The 17,326-nt window shown below is 67.5% G+C and carries 20 protein-coding genes and 1 riboswitch; of the genes, 8 read left to right on the top strand and 12 right to left on the bottom strand.

Annotated elements, in window-relative coordinates:
- Window positions 1–175 precede the first annotated feature (175 nt).
- The 5 genes from sdhC (at window position 176) to AC1DGE_RS13775 (ending at window position 4,594) form a co-directional block, all read left to right on the top strand.
- The gene (gene sdhC / locus AC1DGE_RS13795) at window positions 176–556 is read left to right on the top strand and encodes a succinate dehydrogenase, cytochrome b556 subunit (RefSeq protein ID WP_082575171.1); all 381 of its coding nucleotides are present in this window, start codon (window positions 176–178) and stop codon (window positions 554–556) included.
- Window positions 557–559: 3 nt separating this feature from the next.
- Window positions 560–1,024, top strand: coding sequence for a succinate dehydrogenase hydrophobic membrane anchor subunit (locus tag AC1DGE_RS13790; RefSeq protein WP_175323591.1), 465 nt, complete (start codon window positions 560–562; stop codon window positions 1,022–1,024).
- 123 nt (window positions 1,025–1,147) lie between these two features.
- Window positions 1,148–2,947 carry a succinate dehydrogenase flavoprotein subunit gene (gene sdhA / locus AC1DGE_RS13785; RefSeq protein ID WP_476917642.1) on the top strand — a complete coding sequence of 600 codons (1,800 nt, stop codon included), beginning with the start codon at window positions 1,148–1,150 and terminating at the stop codon, window positions 2,945–2,947.
- A 1-nt stretch (window position 2,948) separates the two neighbouring features.
- Window positions 2,949–3,731 carry a succinate dehydrogenase iron-sulfur subunit gene (locus AC1DGE_RS13780; RefSeq protein WP_138770016.1) on the top strand — a complete coding sequence of 261 codons (783 nt, stop codon included), beginning with the start codon at window positions 2,949–2,951 and terminating at the stop codon, window positions 3,729–3,731.
- A 92-nt stretch (window positions 3,732–3,823) separates the two neighbouring features.
- The gene (locus AC1DGE_RS13775; protein ID WP_476917641.1) at window positions 3,824–4,594 is read left to right on the top strand and encodes an alpha/beta hydrolase family protein; all 771 of its coding nucleotides are present in this window, start codon (window positions 3,824–3,826) and stop codon (window positions 4,592–4,594) included.
- On the opposite strand, the gene AC1DGE_RS13770 is transcribed toward AC1DGE_RS13775, so the two are convergent.
- The 11 genes from AC1DGE_RS13770 to glyA form a co-directional block, all read right to left on the bottom strand.
- Window positions 4,551–5,714, bottom strand: coding sequence for a YihY/virulence factor BrkB family protein (locus AC1DGE_RS13770; protein ID WP_476909392.1), 1,164 nt, complete (start codon window positions 5,712–5,714; stop codon window positions 4,551–4,553). The genes AC1DGE_RS13775 and AC1DGE_RS13770 overlap by 44 nt on opposite strands.
- Window positions 5,659–6,336: a 2'-5' RNA ligase family protein gene (locus AC1DGE_RS13765; RefSeq protein WP_441418520.1), complete on the bottom strand. Its 678-nt coding sequence runs from the start codon at window positions 6,334–6,336 to the stop codon at window positions 5,659–5,661. Before AC1DGE_RS13765 ends, AC1DGE_RS13770 begins: the two co-directional genes overlap by 56 nt.
- Before the next feature lie 4 nt (window positions 6,337–6,340).
- On the bottom strand, window positions 6,341–7,462 hold the full coding sequence (trpS, locus tag AC1DGE_RS13760; RefSeq protein ID WP_441418521.1) for a tryptophan--tRNA ligase: 1,122 nt from the start codon (window positions 7,460–7,462) through the stop codon (window positions 6,341–6,343).
- A gap of 16 nt (window positions 7,463–7,478) precedes the next feature.
- A complete protein-coding gene (locus tag AC1DGE_RS13755) occupies window positions 7,479–8,312 on the bottom strand; it encodes an exodeoxyribonuclease III (protein ID WP_441418522.1) in 834 nt (277 codons plus the stop codon).
- Between the two features lie 10 nt (window positions 8,313–8,322).
- Window positions 8,323–8,895 carry a hypothetical protein gene (locus tag AC1DGE_RS13750; RefSeq protein WP_441418523.1) on the bottom strand — a complete coding sequence of 191 codons (573 nt, stop codon included), beginning with the start codon at window positions 8,893–8,895 and terminating at the stop codon, window positions 8,323–8,325.
- A gap of 87 nt (window positions 8,896–8,982) precedes the next feature.
- On the bottom strand, window positions 8,983–9,339 hold the full coding sequence (locus tag AC1DGE_RS13745) for a VOC family protein (RefSeq protein ID WP_441418524.1): 357 nt from the start codon (window positions 9,337–9,339) through the stop codon (window positions 8,983–8,985).
- A gap of 40 nt (window positions 9,340–9,379) precedes the next feature.
- Window positions 9,380–10,240 carry an ABC transporter permease gene (locus tag AC1DGE_RS13740; protein ID WP_441418525.1) on the bottom strand — a complete coding sequence of 287 codons (861 nt, stop codon included), beginning with the start codon at window positions 10,238–10,240 and terminating at the stop codon, window positions 9,380–9,382.
- Complete coding sequence (locus tag AC1DGE_RS13735; RefSeq protein ID WP_441418526.1) at window positions 10,237–11,103, bottom strand: ABC transporter permease; 867 nt, start codon at window positions 11,101–11,103, stop codon at window positions 10,237–10,239. The genes AC1DGE_RS13740 and AC1DGE_RS13735 overlap by 4 nt, the downstream gene beginning before the upstream one ends.
- Window positions 11,096–12,046: an ABC transporter ATP-binding protein gene (locus tag AC1DGE_RS13730; protein ID WP_441418527.1), complete on the bottom strand. Its 951-nt coding sequence runs from the start codon at window positions 12,044–12,046 to the stop codon at window positions 11,096–11,098. Before AC1DGE_RS13730 ends, AC1DGE_RS13735 begins: the two co-directional genes overlap by 8 nt.
- A 173-nt stretch (window positions 12,047–12,219) precedes the next feature.
- Window positions 12,220–13,161 (bottom strand): bifunctional methylenetetrahydrofolate dehydrogenase/methenyltetrahydrofolate cyclohydrolase, encoded by a 942-nt coding sequence (locus AC1DGE_RS13725; RefSeq protein WP_476917640.1) that lies wholly within the window; start codon window positions 13,159–13,161, stop codon window positions 12,220–12,222.
- A gap of 4 nt (window positions 13,162–13,165) precedes the next feature.
- Complete coding sequence (gene glyA / locus AC1DGE_RS13720) at window positions 13,166–14,467, bottom strand: serine hydroxymethyltransferase (RefSeq protein WP_441418529.1); 1,302 nt, start codon at window positions 14,465–14,467, stop codon at window positions 13,166–13,168.
- Window positions 14,468–14,638: 171 nt separating this feature from the next.
- Window positions 14,639–14,724, bottom strand: a riboswitch (ZMP/ZTP riboswitch).
- A 31-nt stretch (window positions 14,725–14,755) separates the two neighbouring features.
- Here glyA and purU point away from each other — a divergent pair.
- On the top strand, window positions 14,756–15,616 hold the full coding sequence (gene purU, locus AC1DGE_RS13715; RefSeq protein WP_476917639.1) for a formyltetrahydrofolate deformylase: 861 nt from the start codon (window positions 14,756–14,758) through the stop codon (window positions 15,614–15,616).
- 66 nt (window positions 15,617–15,682) lie between these two features.
- Entirely contained in the window at window positions 15,683–16,096 is a 414-nt protein-coding gene (locus AC1DGE_RS13710; protein WP_441418531.1) for a class I SAM-dependent methyltransferase, read from the top strand.
- Between the two features lie 91 nt (window positions 16,097–16,187).
- On the opposite strand, the gene AC1DGE_RS13705 is transcribed toward AC1DGE_RS13710, so the two are convergent.
- On the bottom strand, window positions 16,188–16,676 hold the full coding sequence (locus AC1DGE_RS13705) for a DUF2231 domain-containing protein (RefSeq protein WP_441418532.1): 489 nt from the start codon (window positions 16,674–16,676) through the stop codon (window positions 16,188–16,190).
- Between the two features lie 106 nt (window positions 16,677–16,782).
- Between AC1DGE_RS13705 and AC1DGE_RS13700 the strand changes: the two genes are divergently transcribed.
- Entirely contained in the window at window positions 16,783–17,301 is a 519-nt protein-coding gene (locus tag AC1DGE_RS13700) for a gamma carbonic anhydrase family protein (RefSeq protein ID WP_441418533.1), read from the top strand.
- The last annotated feature ends 25 nt before the right edge of the window (window positions 17,302–17,326 follow it).

The following is a 17,326-nucleotide window of genomic DNA, read 5'->3' as shown; positions in this document are numbered from 1 at the left end:
TCGTCTCAAAAGCGGTCAAAAACCGCGCCGGGCGCCGTCACCATCGATCCGCTGAATTGAATAAGCTGAGGGCGAAGCCTAGATTTAGGCTTGAGCTTACGAGTGCTCTCGCAGCAGGCGTTCCCCCCGCGTGGATCCCATGCCAGCGCCGCTGTGTTGCAGGGAGGTTTATTCAGTGCCGACAAAACCAGCTGGCACCTTGTACCGCGGCCGTGAAGGCATGTGGTCCTGGGTTGGACACCGCGTTACCGGTGTAGTGATCTTTTTCTTCTTGTTGGTCCACGTGCTGGACACCTCATTGGTGCGTGTGTCCCCCGAGGCCTACACCGCCGTGATCGGTGCCTACAAGAACCCCCTTATGGCCCTGGGTGAAACGGGCCTCGTCGCAGCGATCGTATTCCACGCCTTCAACGGCCTGCGGATCATCGCCGTCGACTTCTGGAAGAAGGGCGCGAAGTACCAGCGCCAGATGCTGTGGACGGTCCTGGCCCTCTGGGTCGTCGTCATGGTCGGCTTCTCCATCCGCCACCTGTCCCTCGCCCTCGGAGGTCACTAAGCCATGAGTGCAACCATTCAGAGTCCGCGCAGCGGCAAGATTGCGCCGCAGTACCGCCGCAGCGGTTCGTCCAAGGGCAACTTCGAAATGCTGGCATGGCTCTTCATGCGGCTTTCCGGCGTCGTCCTCGTGGTCCTCATCTTCGGCCACCTGACCGTCAACCTGCTGGTGGGCGAAGGCATCCACGCGATCGACTTCGGCTTCGTGGCCGGCAAGTGGGCCGACCCGTTCTGGCAGGTCTGGGACCTGGCCATGCTGTGGCTCGCCATGCTGCACGGCACCAACGGCGTGCGCACCATCATCAACGACTACGCCGAAAAGGACGCGACGCGTCTCTGGCTGAAGATCGTGCTCTACGCCGCGGCCGCAGCCATCATCATCCTCGGCACGCTGGTGATCTTCACCTTCAACCCGTGCCCAGTGGTCGACGGCGTGCAGCTGCCCGGCGGGTTCTGCCCCGCTCCGTAGCGGCCCGGGCCTCCGGGCGCTAATCCTTGCCTGCCCGCGCGGGACACAGGGATCACGAGACTTCACTGCGCAGGCTCCGCCGGCGGTGTTTTACAGCGAATTTTGAGAGAAAGAGCATCTGGTATGCAGGTCCATAAGTACGACGTCGTCATTGTCGGTGCCGGTGGCGCTGGCATGCGCGCCGCGATCGAATCCGGTCAGCGTGCGCGAACAGCAGTACTGACCAAGCTTTACCCCACGCGCTCCCACACCGGCGCGGCACAAGGCGGCATGTGTGCAGCCCTGGCCAACGTCGAGGAAGACAACTGGGAGTGGCACACCTTCGACACCATCAAGGGCGGCGACTACCTGGTGGACCAGGACGCCGCCGAGGTCATGGCGAAGGAAGCGATCGACGCCGTCCTGGACCTTGAGAAGATGGGCCTGCCGTTCAACCGCACGCCCGAGGGCCGGATCGACCAGCGCCGCTTCGGCGGCCACACCCGCGACCACGGCAAGGCTCCGGTCCGCCGTGCCTGCTACGCCGCGGACCGCACCGGCCACATGATCCTGCAGACGCTGTACCAAAACTGCGTCAAGCACAACGTCGAGTTCTACAACGAGTACTACGTCCTCGACCTGCTCACCGTCGAGGAAGACGCAGTCCGCGAGGACGGCACGGCGTACAAGCAGAAGCGCGTTGCCGGCGTCGTGTCCTACGACCTCGCCTCCGGCGAACTGCACGTCTTCCAGGCCAAGTCCGTGGTGTTCGCCTCCGGCGGCGCCGGCAAGGTCTTCAAGACCACCTCCAACGCCCACACCCTCACCGGTGACGGCATGGGCATCGCGTTCCGCCGCGGCATCCCGCTGGAGGACATGGAGTTCTTCCAGTTCCACCCGACCGGCCTGGCCGGCCTGGGCATCCTGCTCTCCGAGGCCGCCCGCGGCGAAGGCGCGATCCTGCGCAACTCCGAGGGTGAGCGCTTCATGGAGCGCTATGCACCCACCATCAAGGACCTCGCCCCGCGCGACATCGTGGCCCGCTCCATGGCCAACGAAGTCCGTGAAGGCCGCGGCTGCGGACCGAACAAGGACTACGTCCTGCTTGACCTGACGCACCTCGAGCCGGCGCACATCGACGCCAAGCTCCCGGACATCACCGAGTTTGCCCGCACCTACCTGGGTGTGGAGCCGTACACGGAGCCGGTTCCGGTCTTCCCGACGGCGCACTACGCCATGGGCGGCATCCCCACCAACATCAGCGCCGAGGTCCTGCAGGACAACGACACCGTCGTCCCGGGCCTCTACGCGGCGGGCGAGGTTGCCTGCGTCTCGGTGCACGGTTCCAACCGACTGGGCACCAACTCGCTGCTGGACATCAACGTCTTCGGCAAGCGCGCGGGCATCGCCGCCGCCGAATACGCCAAGACCGCGGACTTCGTGGAACTGCCCGCGGATCCCGAGGCCTACACGCTGAACCTGCTGGAGCACGTCCGCACCTCTGACGGCACCGAGAAGGTGGCCCAGATCCGCAAGGAACTGCAGGACACCATGGACGCCAACATGCAGGTGTTCCGCACCGCCGAGACGCTCAACCAGGTCCTGAAGGACATCGCGTCCTTCGAGGAGCGGTACCAGCGCATCAGCGTCCAGGACAAGGGCAAGCGCTTCAACCTGGACCTGCTCGAGGCCGTGGAACTGGGCTTCCTGCTGGAGCTCGCCAAGGTCATGACCGTGGCGGCCCTGCACCGCGAGGAATCCCGCGGCGGACACTTCCGCGAGGACTTCCCCGAGCGCGACGACGAAAAATTCATGAAGCACTCCATGGCGTACAAGGATGACCACGCACCGGCGGACGGTTCCGCCGAGTCGATTGCCGGCATCCGGCTTGCCACCAAACCGGTGGTCTTTACGCGCTACGAGCCGATGGTGAGGAAGTACTAAGATGACCGCTGAACTCGCTGAGCCAGCCTCCAAGATCGAACTGCCCGCCGGCGTCGGCGGCGGCGGGGACATCCCGTCCTTCGACGTCCACCTGCGGGTGCGCCGCTACAACCCGGAGGTCTCCGACGAGTCCACCTGGGACGACTTCCACGTCACCATGTACGGCACGGACCGTGTCCTGGACGCCCTGCACAAGGTCAAGTGGGAGATTGACGGCAGCGTCTCCTTCCGCCGGTCCTGCGCCCACGGCGTCTGCGGTTCCGATGCCATGCGCATCAACGGCCGCAATCGCCTCGCCTGCAAGACCCTGCTCAAGGACCTGGACACCTCCAAGCCCATCACGGTCGAGCCGATCAAGGGCTTGCCGGTGGAAAAGGACCTGATCGTGGACATGGAGCCGTTCTTCCAGTCCTTCCGCGAAGTCATGCCCTTCCTGATCAACCGCGGCCACGAGCCGACCAAGGAACGCCTGCAGTCCGCCGAGGACCGCGAACGGTTCGACGACACCACCAAGTGCATCCTGTGCGCCGCGTGCACCTCGTCCTGCCCGGTGTTCTGGACCGACGGCCAGTACTTCGGCCCGGCCGCGATCGTCAACGCGCACCGCTTCATCTTCGATTCCCGTGATGACGCCGGCGACATGCGCCTGGAGATCCTCAACGACAAGGAAGGCGTGTGGCGCTGCCGCACCACCTTCAACTGCACCGAGGCGTGCCCGCGCGGCATCCAGGTCACGCAGGCAATCGCCGAGGTCAAGCAGGCCATCCTGGCCCGCAAGATCTAGCGCACGCCTGCCACCAGCTCCAACGACGACGGCGCCTCCCACCCTCCGGTGGGGGCGCCGCCGTCGTAAGCCCCCTAAATGAAAGGGCCCCCGTGTCCCGCTCCGAAAAAGTGTCCTTCGAAGGTTCCACCGGCGAGCTGCTCTCCGGCGTCATCGACCTCCCCGAGGGTCCGGTAAAAGGCTGGGGCGTGTTCTCCCACGGCTTCACGCTGGGCAAGGACAGCCCCTCGGCCTCACGGATGTGCAAGGCGCTGGCGGACAACGGGGTGGGCATGCTCCGCTTCGACAATCTCGGCCTGGGCGAGTCCGCGGGGCTCTGGTCCGAGGGGTCCWTCAGCCACAAGGTGGCGGACACCRTCCGGGCGGCCGAGTTCATGCGCGACTCCGGCCGCGCCGTCTCGCTGCTCGTGGGTCACTCGTTCGGCGGGGCCGCGGTGCTGGCGGCCGCCGGCAGCATCCCGGAGCTCGACGCCGTCGCCACGGTAGGCGCACCGTTCTCGCCCAAGCACGTCGCGCATGTCTTTGACGCCGCGCTGGACCGCATCCTGAGCGAGGGCAGCGCCGAGGTGGACCTCGGCGGCAAGCGGGTGGAGATCCGCCGGCATTTCGTCGAGGACCTGGAAAACGCGGACCTGACCGATTGCATTCGGCGGCTGCACAAGCCCCTGATGGTGCTGCACTCCCCCACCGACAACACGGTGGGCATCGACAATGCCAGCAGCATCTTCCAGACCGCGCGGCACCCGCGCAGCTTCGTCTCGCTCGAGGGCTCCGACCACCTGCTCACCGGCAAGGGCCAGGCAGCCCGCGCCGCCAGGATTATTTCGGCGTGGGCCGATCAGTACCTCGACGCCGGAAGCTAGCCGCCGGGCGGCGTCGCTCCCGCTGCTCGGCCGGCGTCTTCCCGGGCTGGACCTGGCGTGCACCCCAGCCGGCAGTCCTGGCGGACGGGGCGGTTGTGACGTCCTCTTCGCGGATCGCTGACCACGCGGCCGAGACGAGGTAGACCTGGCTGACCAGGTTGAACCAGATGAGCAGGCCGATGATGATGGCGAAGGGCGCGAGGATAGGGTTCCGGCCGGCGCTGGCGAGGAGTTCGGCGCTGAAGATCTGGAGGACGCTGGTGCCCACCGCGGCCAGGATGGTGCCTTCCAGCAGGGCCCGGCGCTGCAGTTTGAGCCCGCCGGCGAGCCGGAACATGATCAGCGCGGTCACCCAGCCCAGAACCAGCGGCACCGCGATCTTGATGGACGTGGTCAGCGGGCCGGCCACCAGCGGGTCCAGGTGGAGCTGTTCGGCCACCCAGCCGGCGGCGGTGCCGAACACGAGCGAGGCACCGGCGCTGATCACCAGGGCGACGCCGAGCAGCAGGAGGGTGCCGGTGTCGCGCAGTTTCAACAGGACCGGGTTGACCTTGAGCGGGGGAAGCCGCAGCACGCCGCGCAGGCCGTCACGCAGGCCGGCAATCCAGCCCAGCGAGGTCACCACGGTGACGACGGCGGCGATCACCGCCGTCCAGCCGAGGCCGCTGGGGTTCAGCAGCTCCTGCGGGTCCACCAGCCCCTCCCGGCCGCCGACCTTGAGCAGTCCGGGGGCACTGGTGGCGACGCTGCCGATGACCTTGTCCAGCAGCGCCGGCTGGCCGCGCAGCAACAGCCCGGCGATCGAAAAGCCGGTGGCCAGCAGGCCGGTGATGGAGAAGAACATGTTGAAGCCGATGCCGGCGCTCATCAGCGGGCCGTGCTGCAGGTTGTAATGCCGGAAGGCCCGCATCGGCCGGAACACGTTGAGCCGGGCGAGCAGCCACTGGACCATGGCCAGCGGCGCGGCCAGGCCTCCGCCGGCGGAGCGCCGAGCCTTGCCCCAGTCCACCCTTTTCCGGATGACTTCCAGCCTCAGCTGGGCGAGGTCGGTGGGAAGCGGAGGTTCAGCGGGCGCCTGTTGCGCCGGCCGCGCCTCGGTGGTCGTCAGGTTCGGTGCCAAAGTCAAGCTCTTCCCGTAGCTGCCAGATGCCGTTGTCGTCGTGCTCGTAAAGTCCCATGCTAGCCACCGGGAAGCTGGCCCTGTAATTCTTCAGCGCCGTCTCGGCCTCGTCGAGGCTTTCCGGGGCCACGTCGTGGGCCACGGTGACGTGCGGGTGGTAGGCAAACGGCAGTTCGCGCTCCAGCGGCCCGGTCTGGAGCTGCTGGTGCAGCCTGACGCACTCGCCGAAACCGGCCTCGACGTTCAGGTAGACCACCGGCGATACCGGGCGGAAGGACCCGGTGCCGGCGATCGTCACGGTGAACGGCTCCTGCCCCCGCGCCACCTCGCGGACGTGGTTGCGGGTTGCTTCCCAGTCCTGCGTCATGGTGGTGGTGACCAGGGTTATGTGCGCCGGTATGGACGCGGCCATCGGGTCCCCGAAGGAGGCCCGCCAACGCTGCAGTTCCTCGGCGATCTCCCGCGGGAAACCGAGGATGACGCCGATGCTGATGCCCTCATCCGGGGTCTGTCCGTTGCCGGCCGCCGCACTTTGGTGGGGTGCGGCGCCTGAACCCTTGCGTGCGCTGTGGTGGACGGCGCGCCCGGTGTCGTTGGCGGTGACTTTGCTGGCAGAGGACATTGCGCTAGTGGACTCCCCGTGCTCCGGCGTAGGGCAGGAAGCCGACCTTGGCGTAGACGTCCCGGAGGGTGACCGAGGCGATCTCCCGGGCTTTGTCCGCGCCCAGGGCGAGCAGCCGGTCCAGCTCCGCAGGATCGTCCAGCAACTGGTTCGCCCGGTCCCGGATCGGGCTCAGGTGTTCCGTGACCACCTCGGCGAGGTCCACCTTGAGGTGGCCGTACATCTTGCCCTCATACGCGGCGACGAGTTGCTCCACGCTCTGCCCGCTGATGGCCGAGTAGATCGTCAGCAGGTTGGAGACGCCGGGCTTGTTCTCGCGGTCGAAGCGGATTTCGGTTTCCGCGTCCGTCACGGCGGATTTGATCCGCTTGGCGATCACCTTGGGGTCGTCCAGCAGGTTGATCAGGCCGGCCGGCGACTCCGCGGACTTCGACATCTTCGCCGTCGGGTGCTGCAGGTCGTAGATCTTGGCCGACTCCTTCTGGATGAAGGGCTGGGGCACCGTGAAGGTCTCACCGAAGCGGGTGTTGAAGCGCTGCGCGAGGTCGCGGCTCAGCTCCACGTGCTGGCGCTGGTCCTCCCCCACCGGCACGCCGTGCGGCTGGTAGAGCAGGATGTCCGCGGCCTGCAGGATCGGGTAGGTGAAGAGTCCGACGCTGGCCTGGTCCGAGCCCTGTTTCAGGGCCTTGTCCTTGAACTGGGTCATCCGGGAGGCCTCGCCGAAGCCGGTGATGCAGTTGAGCACCCAGGCCAGCTGGGCGTGTTCCGGGACCTGGGACTGGACGAAGAGCGTGCACTTGTCCACGTCGACGCCGCCGGCAATGTACTGCGCGGCGGTGACGCGGGTGCGGTGGGCCAGCTCGGCAGGATCCTGCGGCACCGTGATCGCGTGCAGGTCCGGGATGAAGAAGACGGCGTCGTATTCGTCCTGCATCCTGACCCAGTTGACGAGGGCACCGAGGTAGTTGCCGAGGTGCAGCGAGTCGGCGGAGGGCTGCATGCCGGAGAGAATGCGGTGCCTGGCACCGGGAACCGCCGGAGCCTGTCCGGCGGGTGAGACGACGGCGTCCAGTGCGACGCCGGCGTCGACGCCGGCCAGAGTCGACGCGTTTGAAGGAGAGGTCATGGGAGGAACCTTAAGACTAGAGCCGGTAGTCCACTACCAGCGGGGCGTGGTCGGAGAAGCGTGTGTCCCAGGACGGCGCCCGGTCAACAACTGCTGACACCGCCGCGGCGGCGAGAGCGGGCGTGGCCATGTGGTAATCAATGCGCCAGCCGGTGTCGTTGTCGAAGGCCTGTCCCCTCTGCGACCACCAAGTGTAGGGGCCGTCGACGCTACCCGCCAGGCCCCTGTGAACATCCTTCCAGCCGATTTCCTCGCCGAAGAAGCGGTCGAAGTAGGCACGCTCCTCGGGCAGGAAGCCGGCACGTTTGACGTTGCCCTTCCAGTTCTTGATGTCCAGCTCGGTGTGGCCGACGTTGAGGTCGCCCACCACCAGGGCATGGTCGCTGTGCTTGGCCAGCTCCGGCAGCCGGTTTGCCATCACGTCCAGGAAACGGAACTTGTCATCCTGCTTCGGGGTGCCGGCCTCGCCGGAGTGCACGTAGGCGCTGGCCACGGTCAGCTGCGAGGCCTGGCCCGCGGCGTCGCGGACAATGTAGTCGGCTTCCACCCAGCGGCCAGCCGTCGCGAAGTAGTCGTCGCCGATGCCGGAACGGGTGGCGACGGGCTCGGTGCGGGAGGCAATGGCGACGCCGGCCCGGCCTTTGGCCTCGGCCTCGGCGTGCAGGATGTGCCAGCCCTCGCCGAGGAGCTCGTGGACGATCGCATCAGGCGCGCGCACTTCCTGGAGGCAGAGGATATCGACCTCACGCGGCGCCAGCCATTCCGCCATGCCTTTTTTGTAGGCGGCGCGGAGGCCGTTGACGTTAACCGATGCGATGCGAAGGTGGTCCTTCTTCAATGCCGAGCTCACCCGTTCCACTCTAGTCGATGATGGTTCCGTGGACCGGCTGGTCGGTGCCATCCGCGGACTTGATCATGTCCCGTGCATTGGTGGCCGTGATCTCGATGGTTTCCAGCGCCCGGCGAATGGTGTCCTGGTCTGCGGCGCCGCCCTTGGCCTGTTCCTGCTCCACCACGCGGACCTGCACCTGGACAATCTTGAAGGAGTGGTCCAGCTTCATGTCGCGGACCTCGTCCGCTCCGCGGCGGTCGCCGACAAGGCGGGTGCCGCCGTGGTCGGCGCTGCCGGACGACGGCGCCCGGCCCACCGCGGAGTTGAACGCGTTCTGCGCCTCGTTCAGCTTGGCGCCGGCTTTCTTGGCAGCCCGCTGGATGCTGAACACCACGAACGACGCCAGAGCGAGCCAAAAGGCGGCGATGACCGCGACAACCCAGCCCACGACGTCGTTCTGGTTCGCCGCGAAGATGACGGCCACCAGGAACGCGATGATGAAGACCGTCATCCCGAGACCGCCGATGCGGAACATCGAGAATTTTCCGGTGGCCGCGTTGAACGCGGACGGCTTGGCAGAAGGGTTGTCCAGAGATCGCATGTGCCTATTATCGCAAACCGGCCGGACCCGGGGTTGCGCTTCCACCCCGGGCGAACGGCGCGGGGGAACTACGCCGTCACTTCGCCGTCAGGACAGCACCAGGCAAAACGGGTGCCCGCTGGGGTCCGAGTAGACCCGGAAGGACTCTCCGCCGGCGAACAGGTTCGTGGCGCCGAGCTTCAGCACCTCGTCCTCCGCGGCGTCGAGGTCCCCCACCATCACGTCCACGTGCATCTGCTGCGGGTGGTCCGCGTCCGGCCACTGCGGCCGGACCAGCCGCTGGACCCGCTGGAAAGCGAGCGCGGGGCGGTCGGCCGCGTCGCCGATCGTGATCCAGTCCGCATCCTCGTCCACCCGGACCATGCCGAGCAGCTGCTGGTAGAAGGTCGCGGCCGTGTCCGGCTGCTCGCAGTCGATGACGAGGGCGTGCCATTTGCCGATCATGGGGTTCTCCTTTGCGCCGGGCCCGTGACGACCGGTTGTGTCACTTCAGGAACAGTTTGCGGAGCCGGCCGGTGGTCAACGCCACGCCGAGCACGATCATGGCGAGGTAGTAGCCGATGTGCACCGCGGTGGCGGGGGTGAACACGCCGACGCTGATCTGGCGCAGCAGCTCCACCCCGTGCCACAGCGGCATCGCCTGGATCAGCCACTGGATCCACTGCGGGTACACGCTCAACGGGTAGAAGGTGGCGCTGAAGAGGAACATCGGCAGCATCACGAAGTTGATCCAGTCCATCTGCTGGAAGGTCTTCATGAAGCTGGTGATGCCCATGCCGAAGCTCGCGAAACCGAACGCGATCAGCACCGACGCCGGGATCATCAGGATGGCCCACGGCGTGGTGATCAGGCCCATCACGCCCATCACGGCGGTGAAGCCGGTGGCGTACATGAGCCCGCGGAGCAGGGCGAGGAAAATTTCGCCCATCGCGACGTCGATCGGTCCCAGGGAGGTGTAGAGCATGCCCTGGTACAGCTTCGCGAAGTTCATCTTGAAGAAAACGTTCCAGGTGGAGTCGTAGACGGCGCCGTTCATCGCCGAGACCGCCAGCAGGGCCGGGGCGATGTAGGCCGCGTACGAGATCTGCTGCCCGCCGGGACCCTGAACCGCGCCGACGATCGCGCCCAGCCCCACGCCCATCGAGATCAGGTACAGCACCGGTTCGAAGAATCCGGAGACCATGACCATCCAGTTGCTGCTCTTGGTGGCCATCAGCCCGCGGGCGACGACGGCGCGCACGTTGCGCGAGTAAAGCGGCCCGAAGCGGCGGTTGCGGGCGGCCTCGGTGACGCTCTGGCCGCCCGCCTGGTTTCCCGGATCGCGGTGTCCGGCGAGCACGCTCATGATGCCATCCTTTTGGCGAACTGGCGCCGGGTCAGGACCCAGCCGAGAACGGCGAGGCCGAGCAGGAAGACGACGTGGACCACGGTGAGCAGCGGCGCTTCCTGATAGCCGTAGCTGAAGACGCGGCCCAGTTCGGTGCCGTGCCAGATCGGCGAGATCCAGCCGATCCAGCGGACCGCCAGGGGCAGGGTGTCCAGCGGGAAGAAGGTCCCGGAGAAAAGGAACAGCGGCATCACAATGAAGCGCATGACCATGGCGAACTGGCCCCTGTCGTTCTTGATGGTGGCCGCGTAGGCCATCAGCGGCAGACCGAAGGACAGCCCGGCCAGCGTGGCCACCAGGATCGAGACCCAGCCCCAGGCGCCCGGGGACGCACCGAAGAGTGCGACGACGCCGAAGTAGATGGCGGACTGCAGCACGAACCGCACCGTGACGGCAATGATCTGCCCGGCCGCGATCTGCTCCGGGGTCAGCGGCGAGGCGTGCGGACCGTAGTAGACCCGGCGCCATTTGAAACCGTCCAACACCGGGAAGGTGAACTCGTTGGCGGCGGTCATCACGGCGGCGGAAATTAGCAGGGCGGGCGCGATGAAGGCCAGGTAGCTGACGCCGCCGAAGGCCGCCGTGGAGTTCGTGTCCACCAGCGTGGCCAGGCCCACGCCCATGGCGAAGAGGTAGGCCACCGGCTGGCCGACGCCGTACATGACGATGGTCCAGCCGTAGCCCTTCATGACCCGCAGGACCTGCTCGGCGTAGTAGAAGGCGCCCCAGCGGCGGGCGCGGGCTGCCGAGACGGCCGGCGAATGAGCGCGCAGGGCGGGCGGTGCCGTCGTCCCCGCCGCGGCGTTAATTGAATTAGTCAACGAGGCTCCGGCCGGTCAGGCGCAGGAAGACGTCTTCCAGCGAGGAACGGCGGACCAGCGAGGTGACCGGGTGCAGTCCCCGGGCGGACACCTGCTCCAGGGCGGCCTCGCCGTCGTGGGCGTAAATGAGGACGCGGTCCGGCAGGGTCTCGATCCGTTCGCCGATGCCTTCGAGCTCGGAGCCGACCGTGGCGTTGCGTTCGGAGCCGAAGCGCAGCTCCAGGACTTCGCGGGTGGAGTATTCGCGGATCAGGCTCGCCGGGGACCCTTCGGCCATGATCTTGCCCTTGTCCACCACGATCAGGCGGTCGCAGAGCTGCTCGGCCTCGTCCATGTAGTGGGTGGTGAGGATCAGGGTGACCCCTTGTTCCTTGAGCCGGAACAGCCGGTCCCAGAGGATGTGCCGGGCCTGCGGGTCAAGCCCGGTGGTGGGCTCGTCCAGGAGCAGGATCCGCGGTTCGTTGATCAGGGAACGGGCGATCGTGAGGCGGCGCTTCATGCCGCCGGAGAGCGCGTCGACCTTGGACTTGGCCTTGTCCGTCAGCTGCGCGAACTCGAGCAGTTCGTCCGCCTTGGGTTTGAGGTAGCTCATCGGCAGGCCGAAGTAGCGGCCGTAGACCAGCAGATTGTCCCGGACCTTCAGTTCCTCATCCAGGTTGTCCTGCTGCGGCACCACGCCGAGGTGGGCACGGACTTCGGGGCCGTGCTGCTCCGGGTCCAGGCCCATGATGCTGAGGCTGCCGGAGGTGCGCTGCGAAACGCCGCCGATCATCTTCATGGTGGTGGACTTGCCGGCGCCGTTGGGCCCGAGCAGTCCGAAGGCTTCGCCGGCGGGCACGCGGAAGGAGATGCCGTCGACGGCGGTGATGTCACCGTACTTCTTGGTGAGGTTTTCGGCGGTAATGACGTACTGGGGAGAGCCGGATCCTTCGGGGCTGCTCACAGGGGATTCTTTCGAGACAAGTTCAGACACCCGAAACACGGTAGTCGATCCCGGCAAACTATGAAAGAGTCTCTTCGTAAAATATTCCAGACGTTTGCCAATCCGTGATGTCCGGCTTAAACGGCCAGGGCGCCCGCTCCCGAAGGAGGGGGCGCCCTGCGCGCTCAGTACACCTAGGCGGCGGGCCCGCTTGCCAGCTGGCGTTCCGCGGTTTCCACCACGTTGGCCAGCAGCATGGCGCGGGTCATCGGCCCCACTCCCCCGGGGTTCGGCGACAGCCAGGCGGCGACGTCGGCCGCGGCAGGCTCGACATCCCCGGTCACCACGGCCTTGCCGGTGCCGTCGTCGACGCGGCTGACGCCGACGTCGAGCACGATGGCGCCGGGCTTGAGGTCCTCTGCCTTGATCATGTGCGGCTGGCCGGCCGCAGCGATCACGACGTCGGCCTGCCGGAGTTCGGCGGGCAGGTCCACGGTGCCGGTGTGGGCCAGGATGACGGTGGCGTTGACGTCTTTGCGGGTGAGCAGCAGGCCCACCGGGCGGCCGATCGTGACACCGCGGCCCACCACGAGGACGCGTTTGCCGTTGAGGTCGATGCCGTGCCGGGTCAGGAGTTCCACGCAGCCCTTGGGCGTGCAGGGCAGCGGGGACTTCATGGGCCCGCTGACGTTAGCCACGAGCCGGCCCAGATTCATCGGGTGCAGGCCGTCGGCGTCTTTCTCCGGATCCATGGCCTCCAGGATGACGTCCTGGTCAATGTGCGCCGGCAGCGGCAGCTGGACGATGTAGCCCGTGCATTCCGGGTTCTCATTGAGCTCCCGCACCACGGCCAGCAGCTCCTCCTGGCTGGTCTCTTCCGGCAGGTCGCGGCGGATCGAGGTGATCCCCACCTCGGCGCAGTCCTTGTGTTTGCCGCCCACGTACCAGGTGCTGCCCGGGTCGGAGCCGACCAGGATGGTGCCGAGGCCCGGAACGATCCCGTGCGTCTTCAGCGCGGCGACGCGTTCGGTCAGTTCGGCCTTGATCGCGGCCGCGGTCGCCTTGCCGTCCAGGACCCGGGCGGTGTTCGCCTGCGTCGGTGCGGAGTCTGCGGGGACAGAGTCAGTGGCGGTCATCGGATCACCACTGCTCGTGCTGCGGGTACAGCGGGAAGTCCTCGGCAAGCTTGTCCACGCGGGTTTGGAGCGCTTCGACGTCGGTCGCAGAACCCGCCTTGAGCGCGGTGGCGATGATCTCCGCGACCTCGGTGAATTCCTTGGCGCCGAAGCCTCGGGTGGCCAGGGCCGGAGTGCCGATGCGCAGGCCCGAGGTGACCATCGGCGGGCGCGGGTCGAAGGGAACGGCGTTTCGGTTGACCGTGATGCCGACCGAGTGCAGGAGGTCCTCAGCCTGCTGTCCGTCCAGCTGGGAGTTGCGCAGGTCCACGAGGACCAGGTGCACGTCGGTGCCGCCGGTCAGCACGGAGACTCCGGCGTCGGAGAGATCGGACTGGTTCAGGCGGTCGGCGATGATCCGGGCGCCCTCCAGCACACGCTCCTGGCGCTCCTTGAATTCTTCCGTGCCGGCGATCTTGAAGGCGACGGCCTTCGCGGCGATGACGTGCATCAGCGGTCCGCCCTGTTGGCCCGGGAAGACGTTGGAGTTGATCTTCTTCGCCCACTCCTGCTTGGCCAGGATCACGCCGGAGCGGGGACCGGCGAGGGTCTTGTGCACGGTGGAGGTGACGACGTCGGAGTGCGGGACCGGGCTCGGGTGCAGTCCCGCGGCCACCAGGCCGGCGAAGTGCGCCATGTCGGTCCAGAGCAGCGCGCCGACCTCGTCGGCGATCGAGCGGAAGGCCGCGAAGTCGAGGTGGCGGGGGTAGGCCGACCAGCCGGCGATAATGACCTTGGGCTTCTCGGCGATGGCCTGCGCGCGGAGCTTGTCCATGTCGATCCGGAAGTTGTCTTCCTCGACCTGGTAGGCGGCGACCTCGTACAGCTTGCCGGAGAAGTTCAGCTTCATTCCGTGGGTGAGGTGGCCGCCGTGGGCCAGCGAGAGGCCCAGGATCTTATCTCCCGGGGTGATCATGGCGGACAGCGCTGCGGCGTTGGCCTGCGCACCGGAGTGCGGCTGGACGTTGGCGAACTCGGCGCCGAAAAGCTCCTTGACGCGGTCGATCGCGAGCTGCTCGGCGATGTCGACGTACTCGCAGCCGCCGTAGTAGCGGCGTCCCGGGTAGCCCTCGGCGTACTTGTTGGTCAGGACGGAACCCTGTGCCTCCATCACGGCGCGCGGCGCGAAGTTCTCGGAGGCGATCATTTCCAGGGTGCCGCGCTGGCGGCCGAGCTCCTGGGCCAGGACGGCGGCAATTTCGGGGTCGAGTTCAGCGAGCGGCTGGTTGCTCACGGCTGCTGAGGAAAGGCTAAGGGAAGTAGTCACGAAGAACTCCTGGCTTGGCAACGGTCACTGCTTTAAGGTCAGGTTACCGGCTGGCCCGCCGCGGCGCCGCTAAATTACGGGCACCCGAAACGGGGCCCATACTGCAGGCGCAGCACCCTGAGGGGATGCCGTCGGCGGGACGGCAGCGTGGCTGCCGTCCGGAAAAACATGACCCTCGGCCCAGGCGTACGATCCGTGGTCTGCGTGCGTGCCGCTCCCTGGTGGTTAGCCACCCAACGCCAGTTGCGACGGGTCCAGACTATCCCAGCCGCGGGTAGGCTGTCTTTCGTGACTGAAGACCAGCTGACTGCCTCCTACGTTCTGACCCTCTCCTGCCCGGACCGCCCCGGGATCGTGCACGCCGTGGCCGGCGCCCTCCTCGTGGCCGGCTGCAATATTACGGACTCGCAGCAGTACGGCAGCCAGGGCACCGGAACGTTCTTCATGCGGGTCGAGGCGACGACGGCGGCCGCGCCGGCCGAGTTGCACGCCGCGCTTGAACCGGTGGCCCAGGCCTTCGGCATGCAATGGAGCCTTAACCCGGCCGGGCGGAAGGTCCGTACCCTGCTGATGGCGAGCACCTCGGCGCACTGCCTCAATGACCTGCTGTTCCTGCAGCGTTCCGGCACCCTGCCGATCGAGATCCCGGCTATCGTCTCAAACCACCGGGATCTCGCGGGCCTGGCCGAGTTCTACGGCATCCCGTTCCACCACATCCCCGTCACCCGGGACACCAAGGTCGAGGCCGAGGACGCGCTGCGCAAGCTCATGGCCGAGCACGACATCGAGCTCACGGTGCTGGCCCGGTACATGCAGATCCTCTCCGACGAGCTGTGCACGGAGCTCACCGGCAAGGCCATCAACATCCACCATTCCTTCCTGCCCTCCTTCAAGGGCGCCAAGCCGTACCACCAGGCCCATGCCCGCGGCGTGAAGCTTATTGGCGCCACGGCTCACTACGTCACCGCAGCCCTGGACGAGGGGCCGATCATCGAGCAGGAAGTCATCCGGGTGGACCACCGGCGCACCGCCGAGCAGTTTGTCCAGATGGGCCGCGACGTCGAGGGCCGCACGCTCGCCCAGGCCGTCCAGTGGCACGCCGAGCACCGGGTGCTGCTGGACGGCAACCGAACCGTTGTTTTCAGCTAGGGCCGTCCAGCTAAGGGCGTTCAGCCAGGGCTTGTCTTCACTCCGGCTCCGCCCTTAACTGGAGCCATGGCATCAACGCGGCAGGACAATCTCTCCGGTTTTCTCGCCCTCCTCAAGGCCGAGGGCCGGCGGGGCGTGCTGGGCCTGGACTGCGGCTCCGGCGCGGACGGGCTGCTCTTTGTCCGCGCCGGGATCCACTTCACCGGCGTGGACGCCTCCGAGGAGAACATCCATGCCGCCCGGGCCAGGGGGCTCTCCGCCTCCGTCGCGACCGGCCGTGCGCTGCCCTTTGCCGATGCAGCCTTCCCCGCCGTCTGGGCGGTGGACGCGCTGGCGGGATCGCCGCCGTCGGAGTGGGACGACGTCGTCCGTGAGCTGCGGCGGGTGGCGGAACCCGGGGCGCCGGTCGCCGTCGTCGTGCCCGAACCCGGGCACCCCGGCCTCGGACGCGGCTTCACGGTCCTCCGCTCCCCCGCCTGAGCAGCGCCCCCGGCGTCGCCAGCACACGCTCCCGCACGTGTGGCGGGAGCGTTCCCCCGATTTCCGCCGGATCCGCGGGAGCGTCTGTCTGTCAGGGGCGCCGGACGCTGCGCATGTAGCCGCCCAGGAAGCCGCCCGCAACCAGCAGGACGGCGCCCACCCGTGCCAGGCGCACGCCCAGCCGGTGGCGGTCCTTGCGCCGCGCGCGCCAAGACGCCAGGAAGAGCAGCGTCGCAGCGAGGTTGGAGGCGGCATGGACGACGCCGACGCGCCGCGTGGCTGGGTCGGCCCGCGCCCATTCCGCCCAGCCGCTGAGTCCGGTCGGCGCCGCTGCGAGGAGGCCGAGGCCCACCAGCCGGCGGGCGGCGCGCCGGCTGCCCTCGTCCGGAAAGAGGTCCAGGAAGATCGCCATGAACCACGCCCCGAAGGGTACATCGGTGAGGATCACGTGCGGCGGGATGCCGGTGGCGTCGCCGCGGAAGAAGCGCCGGAGCCGGGCGTCGGCGATCAGGCGGGAGGCCAGCGGCTCCGCGGCCCGGACGGCCGGGTCGAGCACATCGGCGCCTTCCAAACGTTTCATCAACTGCAGGAACATCTCGGCCACCTCCAGGGGTGTGCGTTGGAATGGCCCCGATACTACTCAGCGCCGCCCTGCCCGCAAGAGGCCGGTGTCCTAGGCTGGAGGCATGAGTCCCGTTTACGCTTTCGCCGGTGACACCCCGGCCGTCCACGAATCCGCCTTCGTTGCCCCGAGCGCCTCGGTGATTGGCAGGGCCACGCTGGCAGAGAACTCCAGCGCCTTCTACGGCGTCTCGGTCCGGGCCGACACCGCCGCGATCACCGTGGGTGCCGGCACCAACCTGCAGGACAACGTCGTGCTGCACGCGGACCCGGACTTCCCCTGCACCATTGGCGCCCGGGTCAGTGTCGGCCACAGCGCCGTGGTGCACGGCTGCACGGTCGAGGACGACTGCCTGATCGGCATGAGCGCCACCATCCTGAACGGCGCGGTGATCGGCGCCGGCTCGCTCGTGGCCGCCGGCGCGGTGGTCCTGGAAGGCACCGTGGTGCCGCCCCGGTCACTCGTCGCAGGGGTGCCGGCGAAGGTCCGCCGCGAACTGAGCGATGAGGAGTTCGAGGGCGTCAAGCACAACGCCGCCCACTACCAGGAGCTCGCCCGCGCCCACCGCGAACTGCACGCCTGACCGCCCGGGTGCCAGCGCGGGGGCT

It is taken from the genome of Arthrobacter sp. 05N425 (assembly GCF_056397125.1).
The sequence above is the reverse complement of the archived record's forward strand: the minus strand, read 5'-3'. Positions and strand labels throughout refer to the sequence as shown.

Coding starts and splice junctions, on each gene's coding strand:
- AC1DGE_RS13700 (WP_441418533.1), top strand. CDS start 16,783: ATGAGTCCCGTTTACGCTTTCGCCGGTGACACCCCGGCCGTCCACGAA.
- AC1DGE_RS13725 (WP_476917640.1), bottom strand. CDS start 13,161: ATGACCGCCACTGACTCTGTCCCCGCAGACTCCGCACCGACGCAGGCG.
- AC1DGE_RS13710 (WP_441418531.1), top strand. CDS start 15,683: ATGGCATCAACGCGGCAGGACAATCTCTCCGGTTTTCTCGCCCTCCTC.
- AC1DGE_RS13705 (WP_441418532.1), bottom strand. CDS start 16,676: ATGAAACGTTTGGAAGGCGCCGATGTGCTCGACCCGGCCGTCCGGGCC.
- trpS (WP_441418521.1), bottom strand. CDS start 7,462: ATGACCTCTCCTTCAAACGCGTCGACTCTGGCCGGCGTCGACGCCGGC.
- AC1DGE_RS13780 (WP_138770016.1), top strand. CDS start 2,949: ATGACCGCTGAACTCGCTGAGCCAGCCTCCAAGATCGAACTGCCCGCC.
- AC1DGE_RS13740 (WP_441418525.1), bottom strand. CDS start 10,240: ATGAGCGTGCTCGCCGGACACCGCGATCCGGGAAACCAGGCGGGCGGC.
- sdhA (WP_476917642.1), top strand. CDS start 1,148: ATGCAGGTCCATAAGTACGACGTCGTCATTGTCGGTGCCGGTGGCGCT.
- AC1DGE_RS13745 (WP_441418524.1), bottom strand. CDS start 9,339: ATGATCGGCAAATGGCACGCCCTCGTCATCGACTGCGAGCAGCCGGAC.
- AC1DGE_RS13750 (WP_441418523.1), bottom strand. CDS start 8,895: ATGCGATCTCTGGACAACCCTTCTGCCAAGCCGTCCGCGTTCAACGCG.
- AC1DGE_RS13765 (WP_441418520.1), bottom strand. CDS start 6,336: ATGTCCTCTGCCAGCAAAGTCACCGCCAACGACACCGGGCGCGCCGTC.
- AC1DGE_RS13790 (WP_175323591.1), top strand. CDS start 560: ATGAGTGCAACCATTCAGAGTCCGCGCAGCGGCAAGATTGCGCCGCAG.